Source organism: Flavobacteriales bacterium (assembly GCA_016700415.1).
GTDB lineage: Bacteria > Bacteroidota > Bacteroidia > Flavobacteriales_F > PHOS-HE28 > PHOS-HE28.
The window spans coordinates 3,786,721-3,800,378 of sequence record CP065018.1 but is presented as its reverse complement, the minus strand read 5'-3'; the positions used below and the strand labels follow the sequence as shown (position 1 = coordinate 3,800,378).

Sequence of the window (13,658 nt, the reverse complement as noted above, 5' to 3'; positions counted from 1 at the left end):
ATCTAAAGTTCCGGGGTTATTCCCACGGGGCGAAGTTCTCTGAAATTCCCCGCCCGGCAAAGAAACAGATGAACGGCGTGCTCGAACAGGCCAACTCCGATACGGACCGCTACTGCGTGAACGCAACGAAAGGTGAGGCCAGCCCTGTCGGCATCGATGAACTGACCGCTGCGAACGACCTGCTGGAGGTCTACCCCGATCCGTTCCGCGACGCGGTGAACGTCGCCTTGAAAGGCATCTCCGGGAAGGCCCGCGTGGAAGTGCTCTCCGTGGACGGACGCATCCTCGTGCAGCGCGACCTGATGCTTGAGGGCGGCAATACGGTCCGGCTTGAGCTGGGGGCCGAGCTGCCCGCCAGCCTGTATATCCTTCGAGTGACCACTGCGGACCATGTGGCACAAAAGCCATTGGTGCGGGCAGACTGAGCATTTTGACAACGACACCGGAAAGGGGGCCAGCAACGGCCCCCCTTTCTCATTCAAGGAGCTCGGACCGCACAGGTCATGGCCCTTTATACGTCTTGGGCATGCCTGCACCATACGGAAATGCGTGGGCGTACCGGCTATGATCCTGCCCACGCGCTACCTTCGCAACGAACGTATTTTTATCACCATGCCCACTACCGATACATCCACAGCGGAAGGATCGATCACCTTGAACGAACTGAGGGAAGAGATCCTCCGCGACTTCAAACTTGTCTCGCTCAGCCGAGAGGTCAGCCTGCTCGGCCGCAAGGAAGTGCTCACAGGGAAAGCCAAGTTCGGCATCTTCGGCGACGGAAAGGAACTGGCGCAGGTGTGCATGGCCAAGCAATTCCGCCCCGGCGATTGGCGCAGCGGATATTACCGCGACCAGACCTTCATGTTCGCCATCGGCGAGCTGACCGTGCAACAATGGTTCGCGCAGCTCTACGCACATGCCGACGTCAACGCGGAACCTGCCAGCGCCGGACGCCAGATGAACGGCCATTTCGCCACGCGCAGCCTTGATGCCAACGGCGAGTGGAAGAACCTCGCCGAGCAATACAACTCAAGCCCGGACATCTCCCCCACCGGCGGGCAGATGCCGCGCCTGCTCGGCCTTGCACTGGCCAGTAAGATGTTCCGCCAGAACAAGGCCCTCCACGGCTACACGCACTTCAGTGACAAAGGGAACGAAGTGGCCTTCGGCACCATCGGCGACGCCAGCACCAGCGAAGGCCCCTTCTGGGAAAGCATGAACGCCGCCGGCGTGCTCCAGGTGCCCATGGCGATGAACGTTTGGGACGATGGATGGGGCATCAGCGTGAGCAAGGACCACCAGACCACCAAAGGCAGCATCAGCAAGCTGTTCCAAGGTTTTGAGAAGCAGGAGAACACCAACGGCATCCGCATTCACAAGGTGAAAGGCTGGGACTACGCCGCACTGAACAAAACCTACGAGCAGGCCATCGCCCTTTGCCGCAACGAGCATGTGCCCTGCCTGATCCATGTGGAAGAGGTGACACAGCCCCAAGGCCACAGCACCAGCGGCAGCCACGAACGCTACAAGAGCAAGGAACTGCTGGAGTGGTACAAGAGCGCCGATTGCAATGTGCGCTTCCGCGAATGGATCCTTGCCTTCAAGCCCGGTGGAATGCCCATCGCCACGGTGGAAGAGCTCGATGCCATCCAGACCGGGGCCAAGGCCGAGGTGAAAGCCGCGCAGAAATCCGCATGGGCGGCCTACCTCTCGCCGATCCAGGCTGAAGGAAAAGAGGTGATCGCACTGGTGGGCGCATTGCGCATGGACGGTGCCGAAGCCCTCGCGGAGGAACTGCGCACCGCGCTGGACCCCGGCCGCAAGGACATCATGAGCACCGCGCGCCGCGCCTTGGTGGCCGCGGAAACCGCAGGGACCGATGCCGAAGAACTGCGTGCGTGGATCGGGAACGCCAACGCCGCCAACGCCGACCGCTACAGCAGCTACTTGTACAGCCAAAGCGCGAAGAGCTGCCTGAACATCCCCGAAGTACCTGTGGAATACGGCGAGGAAGAGGAGGTGGACGGCCGCATCATCATCCGCGACAACTTCGCGGCGCTCTTCGAGAAGGAGCCGCTGCTGCTCACCTTCGGCGAGGACACCGGCAAGATCGGCGACGTGAACCAAGGGATGGAAGGCATGCAGGCCCGCTTCGGCGAACTGCGCGTCAGCGACGTCGGCATCCGCGAGAACAGCATCCTCGGGCAAGGCATCGGCATGGCGCTGCGCGGCCTGCGCCCCGTGGCGGAGATCCAATACCTGGACTACCTGCTCTACTGCCTGCAAGTGATGAGCGACGACCTCGCCACCGTGCAATGGCGCACCAAAGGCGGCCAGAAAGCCCCGTTGATCGTACGCACCCGGGGACACCGGCTGGAAGGCGTGTGGCACAGCGGCAGCCCCATGGGCATGATCGTCAACAGCCTCCGCGGCATCGTGGTCTGCGTACCGCGCAACATGCAGCAGGCCGCCGGCATGTACAATACGCTCATCCAAAGCGATGATCCCGCGCTGGTGATCGAATGCCTCAACGGCTACCGCAGCAAGGAGAAGATGCCCGCGAACCTGGGTGAATTCACCGTGCCCATCGGCATCCCCGAAGTGGTGCGCGAAGGCAGCGACGTGACCTTGGTGAGTTACGGCAGCACCTTCAACATCTGCATGCACGCCGCCGACCGCTTGGCGGAACTCGGCATCAGCGTGGAGATGATCGACGTGCGCACCCTCCTCCCCTTCGACCGCGAGCACCGCGTCGTGGAAAGCCTGAAGAAGACCAGCCGCCTCTTGGTGGTGGACGAGGACGTGCCCGGTGGTGCCAGTGCGTACATCCTGCAACAAGTGCTGCAAGTGCAGAACGGCTACCGCTGGTTGGACTGCGCTCCTACGACGCTCACTGCTAAGGCCCATCGTCCCGCCTATGGAACGGATGGGGATTACTTCAGCAAGCCGAGCTTGGAGGATGTGGTGGAGAAGGTTGTGGAGATGGTGCGGGAGGCGGAACCGGGAAGGATGGCGTGATCACAATGAGTCCTCGCGCCATCCGAAACATTGACGGTTTTCGTTTCTTCTTCTTCAGCAAGGAGAATGGGGAACCGCCGCACATCCACGTGGAGAAAGGCAACGGAACGGCAAAGTGGTGGCTGACACCTGAGCCACGCATGGTATATTCGAACGGCTACAAGGCCGGTGAGGAACGGAAGATCGAACGTCTTGTCAAAAAGCATCAGCATGAGCTCCTCCAAGCGTGGGAACGCCACTTCGGTTAAGCAAGGCATCGGGATCGACCCGATCGAAGCGATGATCTTGCGGGAAGGACTGCGCATTGAAGACGTGCATCCCTATAAGGAACTTGATCTACTCGTGCTAGTGCTCAACAGCGGTGATGTGCTCCAAGCGCACATCTCGGATTTTGAGCGATTGAAGAAGGCGACCGATACGCAGTTGAAGAAATGGCGCTTGATCGGCGGCGGCATCGGCATCCATTGGGAAGCAGTGGATGAAGACCTTTCACTTCGTGGTTTCATTCGCGATGCAGCGCAACAGGAAGCATTGCGTCGGCTTTCCGCTAAGCCTCGGAAGAAGAAGATCACGGCGCGATGAGCGGCTGGCGCGGATCTGTGATCTGACTACGAAGCAGTCCCACCTTTGCGAAGTCTGTTCATGCTCGCCCTCGACCTCACTCCCCTTCCCACCCTCACCACCGCGCGACTTGTACTTCGCGAGGTCCGCATGAGCGATGCGCCCGAGTTCTTCGCGATGCGCAGCGACCCCGAGGTGATGCGCTTCGTCCATCGGCCACGGGCCGTTACCATCGATGATGCGAAGGCTTTCGTCACACGCGTTCAGGACGGCCAGCGCGCCAACACCTGCGCACAGTGGGCCATTACGTTGAAAGAGAACGATGCCTGCATCGGCGTGATCGGTCCGTGGCGCATTGACCCGGAGCACCATCGCGGCGAGATAGGCTATATGCTCGCCCGCGATCACTGGGGCCAAGGTCTGATGAGCGAGGCCATCGCTACCGTGGCGGACCATGCCTTCGGCGTTCTCGGCCTGCACAGCTTGGAGGCTTGGACCCAAGCGGGAAACGTTGCTTCGATGCGCGTGTTGGAGAAGAACGGCTTTACACGCGAGGCCTACTTCAAGGAGAACATCTTCTGGGAAGGCGCATTCTCTGATTCGGTGGTGTTCGGCCGGTTGGCTCCGAAGTGACCACCCATGCTTGCGCTCGCGTTTTTCGCGAGTGCGTGAGATCTTAAGGCCTCCGGCCTGTCACCACTGAAGCGATCCTCGTCAACACCTTTGTGCAATGCTTCTTCCCATCCCATCCCTCGAAGGCCTCATCACCGAGCGCCTCATTTTCCGCCGCCCATCGCTAGTCGATCATAGCTGGTGGATGGAATACTTGAACAGCGCCGAGGCTATCCGCTTCATGCCGTTCACCATAGGAAGTGAGGCCGACTGTACGTTGTTCATCCAGCGTTCGTTGGACCGGATCGCCCGCGACGGCTCCTGCCTGAACGTGGTGAGCGAACGCACCAGCAATACGCCCGTAGGCATGATCGGCCTCTTGACGCAGGAAGTGGACGGCATCGCGGAACTGGAGATCGGCTATCACGTGCTGCCTTCGGCCTGGGGCCATGGCTATGCCACGGAAGCGTCGATGGCCTGCAAGGTGTTCGCACAAGAACATACGCTGGCACCTTCAGTGATCTCGCTCATCGACCACGACAACACGAAGAGCCAGGCGGTGGCCAAGCGGAACGGCATGCACTACGAGAAGGATACCGTGCATCGCGGCGTGCCGGCGATGGTATTCCGGGTGGGACTGTAGCCGGAAGCTGGTACTCGCGGCCATCCCTTCGGGAGGCAGGTCTCGCGAGCACCAGCTTCCGTGGCCTACATGCTGCGCTTCAGCCCGACCACCCCGATGATGATGAACGCGAACCACAGCAGCTGCAGTCCGTTCGTGGGTTGCTTGAACCACAAGGTGTCGATCATCTTCGAGCTGATCAAGGCCACCGCCATCCAAACCGCGAAGGCCGTGCTGGCGGGAATGGTGCGCATGCTCATGGACAGGAAGATCACATTGCCCGCGCCGAAGACGGCATACCCCAGGAACGGGAGCAAGGGCTTGGCATGCAGCGGGTCGCTGAAGAACCCGGCCCAGCCCATCTCCTTCACCGCCTTGACGTCCATGGCCTTCACGGCGTAAAGCCAGACGGATTCACTGAGCGAGGCAATAAGGAGATAGATCCAGCTGATGGCCATGCGGTTGCTTTTCGGGGCGCAAAGAACGGCCATCGCGCCGAGCACGCCTTCGGAGCCACCGCTCGATACCATCTGATGGGGAGATCGGACATGCCGGGAATGGCATAGCTTCGTATTCATGCCGCCCAAGATCCCTAATGGCCTGATGGCGTGTTCCCGACCGGGAAGGTCGCTCCGGTGGGGATGCCTGCTCCTGGCATCGATACCGCTGGCCACCATGGCCCAGATCTTCACCTCGGGCAACCTCATCCCTGAACCTGGATCCGTACCGGAATTCCCGCTGGAGACGGATTTCCAATTGCCCAGCCACTATGAATTGAAGGACAGTGTCGACAATTCACGTTGGTTCCCCCCACCGGGAAACCAACATCGGCAGGCTTCCTGCACCACATGGTCCTTGTGCTATGCCGCCATGAGCTACTGGTGGAACCGCGCCGATGGCCGCACCTATTCGCCCTTGGACACTGCGGACGCCAGCACCACGTACAGCCCGGCCTATCTCTTCAACCTTCTGAAGCAAGAAGCCGGCGACCCCTGCTCCACCGGTGTGAATTTCAAGGACATCGTCCGCCTCGCCACGGCCCACGGGATCTGCACATGGGAGCAAATGCCGTACGACACCGCGTTGAACGCCTGCCAGGAACCCGTTACGCTGAGGGCCCGGGGCAGTGCCGCTATCAGCTTTCGGCCGGAACTGATGGACATCGAAAAGACCGATCTGCACCAGTGGAAGTACCATCTCGACCTGGGGCGGCCCATCATCGCGGAGATCGTCACCGACTCCACGTTCTTCTACGGCGGCTATGCCACCAATGGCGACAGCATGCTGCATTGGCACTACACGGGCGATGAGAACCTTCTATATGGGCATGCCGTGGTCTGCACCGGCTATTCCGGCGACAGTCTCTTCACCTTCATCAACTCCTACGGCACGCACTGGGGAGGCCATGGTTACTTCACAGCCACTTGGGACATGTTGATCAGACGCTGTACGGATGCCCATGTACTGATGAACGACACATCCGGTACCTTGGAACTCTTGCCGCCTGAGCATTCGGAACAGCAAGCGTCGAGCGGGCAGGTGGTGCATGCGCGTCTCAAGCCCGGGCAGGCGCTGCCGGTAGGCCACACCTTGGTCCGGCTTGCGGGGCTGGGCCGCTCACAGCGGAGCGCGGTGGTTCGATCGTTCGAACTCGGGAACAAGAACTTGTTGCACACCTTCCATATGCGGCCGGCCCAGGCTTACACTGTATACGACAACGGTAAACGCACCGATTACGCCTATCGACGGGCGTCATTCCTTGGACGGTGGTTCAAGCGGCCCGTGCGATTGACCGTGACCACCACGGACGCCGCCATGGACGCCTATCTGGTCCGGAGGGATGCCTTGCTGCGGAAGTTGCACGAAGGACTTCGTTGAGGTATTGGGGGCACGGACGCGGATGCTCGCGCCAGAAACGGGGGGAAACACAGGGAGTTCCGACGTTCACGCCCGTTCCACGAAGTACATGTTCAGCTTGCCCTTGCCCTTGGCATCCAACGCCCCGCGCGGGGTGAAGCGCAGACCCTGCTCGTCCTTGATCATGTCATAGGTGGTCTGGCTGATGTTCACCTTGCCGATCTCGCCGGTGGTCTCCATGCGGTTGGCCACGTTCACCGTGTCGCCCCAGATGTCGTAGGCATATTTCTTCACCCCCACGATGCCGGCGATCACCGGGCCGGTGTGGAGCCCCGTGCGCATCACGAAGTAGAGGCGGCCTTCGGCGATGCGTTGTGCTTGGTAGGCCCGCATGAACTCCGTCATCTCCAGTGCCGCATACACAGCCTGCACCGGGCCGCCTTTTTGGGCGTCCGGCAGGCCGCCTGCCGCCATGTACGCGTCGCCGATGGTCTTGATCTTCTCGATGTTGTGCGCCTCCACGATGCCGTCGAAGGCCTTGAAGCAATGGTCGATCTCCGCCACCAATTCCGGGGCACGCATGCGCTCGGTCATCTCGGTGAAGCCCTTGAAATCGGTGAAGAGGATGGTGGCCTTCTCGAACTCATGTACGTCCGCGTAGCCCTTGGCTTTGATCTCGTCCGCCACCTCTTCCGGCAGGATGTTGTGCAGGAGCGACTCGGAGATGACCTTTTCCTTTTGCATGGCCTTGCTCGTCCGGTTGATGTAGCGCAACCGGCTCAAAAGCGCGACCACAAGGCCTAAGACACCTAAGCCGATGAAGAGGAAGATGTTCCGTGTGCGTTTCACCTTGCCCTTGTCCAGCTCCGCCTGAAGTGCTTCCGCCCGCAACGAGCTGATCTCCTTGTCCTGCTTGGCGTTCTGGTACTTCGCCTGCATCTCCGCCAGGGTCTTCACCTTCTCCTCGCTCAGCAAGCTGTCGTTCAGATCATAGCGTAGATTGGCTTGCTCGTATGCGTTCCGATAATTCCCCAGTGCCTCATAATTCTCCGCCAACTGGTAATGGATCATCGATCGCGAGGAAAGATCCTTTGCGGCATCCGCATAGATCAGGGCAGAGTCCAGAAGCATGATCGCCCGCCGATGGTCCTTCTTGCGCTTGGACAAAATGGCGAGGTTGTTATAGCCCTGCGCGATCCGGCCTTTCTGCCCATGGGCCAGGGCACGGGACAATCCGATGCGGTAGTAGAATTCCGCGCTGTCAATTTGGCCCTGCAAGGATTTGACCGCCCCGAAGTTCGCGATGGCGTCATACATGTCCTGTTGTTCTCCCTCTGCCGTAGCCAATTGCAGAATGGTCCGGAAGGCGGTCTCCGCGACCGGAAGGTCTCCCTTTCGTGCGGCAGCGATGGCTTTGTTCGTGAGAAATGCATGGCGCAGGACCGTCGGCCGCCAAGTCGGGTCCCAAAGCGCCAGCCCGATATCGCAAATGGAGTCCACACGATGGTATTCGTCCAATTTCAAATTGAGGTAGCTCAGGGCCACCAGACCGCGCATCAGCACTAAGCTGTCGCATCCAGACCGGAAGCCTTCCAAGGCCCGGTGCGCACAGGCCATGGCCGAATCCAACTTGCCAATATCCGCGAAGCTCGTGCTACGCAACCCATTGACTTCCGCCAACGCGCACGGATCCTTGCTTGCCGAGTAGATACTGATCAATTGTCCGGTCGTGGCGATCGCGGCCTCCGGGTCCCGGTCCTTATCGTTCTTGAGCGCGGTCAAGGAACTGTCCGCCCAGATCTTTGTGTGAGGTCCGTTCACGGATTGCCCATGGCACGCGAGCAACCCGCATACCGCGACCGAAACAAGGCTCCCGCGTGGCAACGAACACATCAGGTGTTAAAGACCTCCTCCTCCGGTCCCGCCTTTGAATATCACCTCCTTTGTCGCTGCAACATCCTTGTCGGTGGCCACGGATACGGTCCAGTTGTCCAGATCACTGTGGTCCAGGGTGAGCTCGCAGAATGCACCGTCGGTCCTTGCGGGAAAGATGCCACCGGAGCCGGCTTCGTTCACCTTGCAGGCCGTGGCGCTTCGATCCTTCCCGGCTTCGATCACGACCACGCAACTTGTTCCATTGAAAAATGTGCCCTTGAAAGTCCACGAGATCTCCGACGAACCGCCGGAACTCACGCCATTTCTCGGTTGGTGAAGCGGGGAATGGCAGCGAGCGTTCACTGCAACAGCTTTCACTACGGTCTTGGTTGCCATGTTGGTGGGTTCTGATTGGTTATTCGGTGAAGATAAGTGATGGCCGTGTTCAGTGGGTAAAATGGATTGAATACCCCTTTTCGGGGATTCTTGGAAGGTTTATTTCGATCTGTAGGCAATTGGGATAGAGGGCGACCGTGGTTATTCCCAACGCCAGTGATCCGCGAAGCGGCCTCGAAGATCCGGTCCATGATCGGTACGCCGGTAACTTCGCGCTGCGCCATGCTGAACCTTGACTTTAAGTCGATCCCCACCCTGGAAACGGAACGTCTCCGCTTACGGCCCATTCTTGACACCGATCGGGCCGCCGTCATGGCCATTCGATCTGACAGGCGGACCATGGCACATATACCGACGCCGCTGGCTACCTCGCTGGGGGACGCGGAGGAGCACATCGCGAAGATCCATGCCGACCAGCGTGACGGGAAGATGTTGGCCTGGGCGATCACCTTGCGCCCTTCCACGGACCTCATTGGCATCATTTGCCTATTGCGGATGAAGAAGGAGCATTTCAGGACCGAGCTGGGTTATGCGCTCGTCCGTCCATATTGGGGTCAAGGCATCATGAGCGAAGCGGTCGACGTTGTGGTACGGCATGCGTTCGACACCCTCGGGTTCCATAGCATCGAAGCTGGCGTAGGCCCGGAAAACATGGGATCGATCCGGGTACTGGAGCGGAACGGATTTATTCAGGAGGGACATCTGAAGGAAGACACGTACCAGAACGGAGCATTCACGGACACACTGCTGTTCGGGCGGACCGATAGCACGTCACGGGTGGACCAGGGACGGACGGAGGTCGTGAAGGAGGAGTGCAAGAAGAATTCGCTGATCGCTGATCAGTGGTTTGCCGCCTTCAACGCGCACGACCTCGATAAGCTGCTCGCGCTTTACGCCGATGATGCCCGCCACTATAGCCCGAAGCTGAAAGTGCGCCGACCGGAGACCAAGGGTTACATCGTCGGGAAGGAGGCCTTGCGCCATTGGTGGCGGGATGCCTTCGACCGCCTGCCCTCACTGCGCTATGAACGCACCTACTGGCTGGCCGACGAGGAGGCCGTGTTCATGGAATACATCCGGCACGTGGAGGGCGAGGATGATATGATCGTGGGCGAATTACTGGAGGTGCGCGACGGGTTGATCATAGCCTCACGGGTGTACCATGGGTGATCAATGCCGCTCACATCGACTTCATTCTCACCCGCACGTACTTCAGGTTGAGTTCCGTATTGCCGGGTAGCGGATCGGTCAAGCGAAGCACCCCGGCCTGGTTCTCCTTCACGGTCTTTCCGTCACCTACGATCAAACCGCTGTGCGCCCCTGAGATGTTCATCCTCGGTGTGCTTATCCGCGTCCCGATCCAATTCCCCTGTGCCCACCATCCGATGTCTGAAATATTCAACTGGCCCATCGTGTACAGGATGACCGGCACTTTCTGGACCCCGTTCCAGTACACGTTCTTCAGGTCCACGACGCTCTGCGCCGGCATGTTCACATAGATCGACGCTTTACGGACGTGATGCTCCACATGGAAGTTCGACAGCATGAAGGATTTCACCACCGGATTGTTCGCCGGCTTGTCCTCATTCCCGCCCAGCGTTGAGCTGAGGAAGATGTCATAATCCGAAGGGCCGCCCTCGGAGACGCAATCGGTCATGCGCACACCGCCGCTGTTGAGGATGGTGAAGGCCGCTGAAGTGGTCTTGGCGCAGTACACGCGGCATTGCTCCAGCACGCTGCTATTGCATTGGCTGTTGGTGCCCGTGGCACCCGGCCAATCCCCCTGCCGGAGCACGATCCCCGTGTACTTGGGGTGGGTCACCAGGATGTTCCGCAGGGTCGCCATCAGGCAAAACCGCAGATCGATCGCGGCCTCCGTCTGGGAGACCAGCTCACAGTTCTCCACAACGCTCCCCAAGGTGGCCTTGAGGTCGATCGCCTTCCGTCCGCCGGTGATCCGACCGAAATCCTTGATCACATAGCGGCAGCCCGTGCGGCGCATCGCCTCCTTCATGTTCTTAATGTCGTACGTGAAACCATTGGACGCCGCGCCCAACGTCAGTTCACATCCCTTGCCGTCGATCACCAAGAGCAGTCTTAGCGGCAGCACGATATCCCCGCTGCTATGGTATTTCGCTTCCGCGGAAAAGACCACCGATGTCGCATCATCCGGAAGCGTTGCGAACCATTTCCCCACATCACCTTTAGGTACAACGTATTCCTTCGCCGTCAAGGAACTTGCGAACGCCCCGGTGGCCAACACCGCCAATGCGGCTTTGCAGACCTTTGCTTTCCATCCGTTCATGGTGCCAAACTACGGTAGCCTGAGTTTTCCGGCGAACAGCGGAGCAAGCGATGATCTACCTTGTGCACATGCTGCGCCCGGACTTCACGCAGATCCCTGAACTGACCACGCCTAGGCTGCTTTTGCGCGCGCTCGTGGGATCGGATGCCCCCGCCATCTTCCAGCTGCGGGCAAACCCGGCCGTGATGCGCTTCATCCCCAAACCGCTGGCCACACACAAGGATGAGGCCCTGAAGATGATCCGTGATCTCCATTACGCGGCCTTGCAGGGCGACTCCATCCTGTGGGGCATCACCGTGAAGGGATCCGAAAAAGTCATGGGCTACATCGGCTTTTGGCGGATCCTGAAAGAACACTACCGGGCCGAGATCGGTTACGCCCTCCACCCCGACCTCTGGGGGCAGGGCCTGATGACCGAAGCGGTAACGGCCACCTTGGACTACGGCTTCCACAAGATGGGGCTGCACAGCGTGGAGGCCGGTGTGAAACCGGACAATACAGCTTCCATCCAGGTGCTGGAGCGCAACGGCTTCGTCAAGGAAGCCCATTTCAAGCAGAATTATTACTCCAATGGCGTCTTCGTCGACTCCATGGTCTATTCGCTGCTCACCCCGTTGAAGGATGTGCTCTGAACCCGGCTATCTCCCTTAGGAACAGATCCCCGGACCACGCCCATGGCCGGCTCACACCTATAGAGGGGGCAGCAACACATGGTAGTGACCGTGCTGCCGGATATCCGGAAGAATGCACAGGTGCGGTGAAGGAGGAGGCCGAACGAAAGCCTGCGAATTGATCGGATGCACAAAGGCGATCTGGACGCAACACCGCGCATCGGTACTTTCGCCAACACGATGCGCACACTTCTCCTCGCCCTCGCCTGCTGCTTCCCTTTCATCGCGGGTGCGCAATCCACTGTGGACCATCAATTCGCACTGAGCCTCTCCCCTTCCACCGACGGGCAGCTTTTCTGTCTTTTCCTCGTGAAAGTGAAGGACGGGGAAGTAGTGGAGAGCCGCCCCCTGACACGGGAGAACTTCATCCGCCAAGCACAGGGCCGCGCCTTCTGCACCGCCAACCCCGACGCGGACGACCTCTTCCGCAAATACGACGTGAAGCAATGCACGCTCCCGCCGGACAGCGCCGCGATGGGTTTCCTCACCGATTGCAGCACGCTCAGCGACCTGTGGAAACTGCGCTACTGGGAATTTCCGCTGAAGGTGGACAATGGCCGGCAGATGGCAAAAGGATGGAGCGAAAAACCGCTCTCCCCCAGTGAACGCCAAATGGAGATCCTGAACGGATATGGCATGCGCTACACCACCGACCTGGTGATCGGCCCCCAGATGTTCCGCTTGTTGCATGACATGGGTATCCGGGAATGGGTGGTCAAATACCGGAACGGAGGATGAGCGACGTGTTCGACGGCTCTCCGCAAGATCTGCTGAACCGGTTGCGCGACCGCGACCGTGTTGCCTTGGGACGTGCGATCACGCTTGTGGAAAGCACGCGTCCCGCCGATCGCCCTGCGGCCCGGGAACTGATCGCGGCAGCACTGAAAGTCGGGACGCTTGCGGTGCGGATCGGCATCACCGGGATCCCCGGCGTGGGAAAAAGCACACTGATCGATGTGCTGGGAAGCCACTTGGTGACGCAGGGACATCACGTGGCCGTGCTCGCCATCGACCCCAGCAGCACCCGCGGTGGTGGCAGCATCCTCGGTGACAAGACGCGCATGGAACGATTGGCTGCGGATCCGAACGCCTTCATCCGCCCCAGTCCCACCAGCGGCACCCTCGGCGGCGTGGCGCGCCGTACGCGGGAGGCAGTGATCCTGTGCGAGGCCGCAGGCTATGACCGCATCCTGATCGAAACAGTGGGCGTGGGCCAGAGCGAGGCGGCCGTGGACCACCTCACCGACCTCAACCTGCTGCTGATGATCGGCGGGGCCGGGGATGGCCTACAAGGCATCAAACGCGGGATCATGGAGGCGGCGGACCTCATCGCCATTACCAAGACCGACGGCGACAACGACCAACGCAACCACCGCGCCGCCATGGATCTCCGGCAGGCCATCGCATTGCTTCCGCCGCGCGACAATGGCGTGCGCCCGCCCGTGCTGCTCTGTTCCGCAACCACCGAAAAAGGAATCCCCGAACTGGCCCAGGCGCTGGAAGTAGCCGCAGTCCGTGACCTCCAAAGCGGGCACCAACAACTGCGCCGCCGCGAACAGGACCAATGGTGGATGCGTGCCGCGATCGAGGAGGATCTTATCGATGGTTTCTACAACGACCCAACGATAGCGCAACTTCTGCCTGACATGGAGGGCCGGGTGCGCTCAGGTGCGATCGGACCTTTTGATGCCGCGGAGGAATTGCTGAAGAGATACCGGGGGAAGTCGTGAGTCTTGATGAG

15 protein-coding genes are annotated in these 13,658 nt (G+C 60.1%); 11 read left to right on the top strand and 4 right to left on the bottom strand.

Features of this window, described 5'->3' with window-relative positions; genetic code table 11:
• Positions 1-68 precede the first annotated feature (68 nt).
• The 6 genes from IPP95_15865 to IPP95_15840 all read left to right on the top strand — a co-directional run bounded on the left by IPP95_15865 (position 69) and on the right by IPP95_15840 (position 4,834).
• A complete protein-coding gene (locus IPP95_15865; protein ID QQS72618.1) occupies positions 69-425 on the top strand; it encodes a T9SS type A sorting domain-containing protein in 357 nt (118 codons plus the stop codon).
• A 187-nt stretch (positions 426-612) separates the two neighbouring features.
• A complete protein-coding gene (locus tag IPP95_15860) occupies positions 613-3,018 on the top strand; it encodes a transketolase (GenBank protein QQS72617.1) in 2,406 nt (801 codons plus the stop codon).
• Positions 3,019-3,023: 5 nt separating this feature from the next.
• Positions 3,024-3,266 carry a DUF4160 domain-containing protein gene (locus tag IPP95_15855; GenBank protein QQS72616.1) on the top strand — a complete coding sequence of 81 codons (243 nt, stop codon included), beginning with the start codon at positions 3,024-3,026 and terminating at the stop codon, positions 3,264-3,266.
• Entirely contained in the window at positions 3,229-3,600 is a 372-nt protein-coding gene (locus tag IPP95_15850; GenBank protein QQS72615.1) for a DUF2442 domain-containing protein, read from the top strand. The genes IPP95_15855 and IPP95_15850 overlap by 38 nt, the downstream gene beginning before the upstream one ends.
• Before the next feature lie 60 nt (positions 3,601-3,660).
• Positions 3,661-4,212, top strand: coding sequence for a GNAT family N-acetyltransferase (locus IPP95_15845; protein QQS72614.1), 552 nt, complete (start codon positions 3,661-3,663; stop codon positions 4,210-4,212).
• 97 nt (positions 4,213-4,309) lie between these two features.
• Entirely contained in the window at positions 4,310-4,834 is a 525-nt protein-coding gene (locus IPP95_15840) for a GNAT family N-acetyltransferase (protein QQS72613.1), read from the top strand.
• 65 nt (positions 4,835-4,899) lie between these two features.
• Here IPP95_15840 and IPP95_15835 read toward each other — a convergent pair whose 3' ends face one another.
• The gene (locus IPP95_15835) at positions 4,900-5,391 is read right to left on the bottom strand and encodes a hypothetical protein (GenBank protein ID QQS72612.1); all 492 of its coding nucleotides are present in this window, start codon (positions 5,389-5,391) and stop codon (positions 4,900-4,902) included.
• Here IPP95_15835 and IPP95_15830 point away from each other — a divergent pair.
• Positions 5,390-6,691, top strand: a complete 1,302-nt coding sequence (locus IPP95_15830; protein QQS72611.1) for a C1 family peptidase — start codon at positions 5,390-5,392, stop codon at positions 6,689-6,691. The two genes, IPP95_15835 and IPP95_15830, sit on opposite strands and share 2 nt — an antisense overlap.
• A 66-nt stretch (positions 6,692-6,757) precedes the next feature.
• Here IPP95_15830 and IPP95_15825 read toward each other — a convergent pair whose 3' ends face one another.
• Complete coding sequence (locus IPP95_15825; GenBank protein QQS72610.1) at positions 6,758-8,491, bottom strand: hypothetical protein; 1,734 nt, start codon at positions 8,489-8,491, stop codon at positions 6,758-6,760.
• Between the two features lie 78 nt (positions 8,492-8,569).
• Positions 8,570-8,941 carry a hypothetical protein gene (locus tag IPP95_15820; GenBank protein ID QQS72609.1) on the bottom strand — a complete coding sequence of 124 codons (372 nt, stop codon included), beginning with the start codon at positions 8,939-8,941 and terminating at the stop codon, positions 8,570-8,572.
• Between the two features lie 222 nt (positions 8,942-9,163).
• Between IPP95_15820 and IPP95_15815 the strand changes: the two genes are divergently transcribed.
• Entirely contained in the window at positions 9,164-10,111 is a 948-nt protein-coding gene (locus IPP95_15815) for a GNAT family N-acetyltransferase (GenBank protein ID QQS72608.1), read from the top strand.
• 10 nt (positions 10,112-10,121) lie between these two features.
• On the opposite strand, the gene IPP95_15810 is transcribed toward IPP95_15815, so the two are convergent.
• A complete protein-coding gene (locus tag IPP95_15810) occupies positions 10,122-11,246 on the bottom strand; it encodes a hypothetical protein (protein ID QQS72607.1) in 1,125 nt (374 codons plus the stop codon).
• Between the two features lie 68 nt (positions 11,247-11,314).
• Between IPP95_15810 and IPP95_15805 the strand changes: the two genes are divergently transcribed.
• From IPP95_15805 to meaB, 3 genes are all read left to right on the top strand, one after another.
• The gene (locus IPP95_15805) at positions 11,315-11,878 is read left to right on the top strand and encodes a GNAT family N-acetyltransferase (protein ID QQS72606.1); all 564 of its coding nucleotides are present in this window, start codon (positions 11,315-11,317) and stop codon (positions 11,876-11,878) included.
• Positions 11,879-12,097: 219 nt separating this feature from the next.
• Entirely contained in the window at positions 12,098-12,655 is a 558-nt protein-coding gene (locus IPP95_15800; protein ID QQS72605.1) for a hypothetical protein, read from the top strand.
• Entirely contained in the window at positions 12,652-13,647 is a 996-nt protein-coding gene (gene meaB, locus IPP95_15795; GenBank protein QQS72604.1) for a methylmalonyl Co-A mutase-associated GTPase MeaB, read from the top strand. Before IPP95_15800 ends, meaB begins: the two co-directional genes overlap by 4 nt.
• Positions 13,648-13,658: the final 11 nt, after the last annotated feature.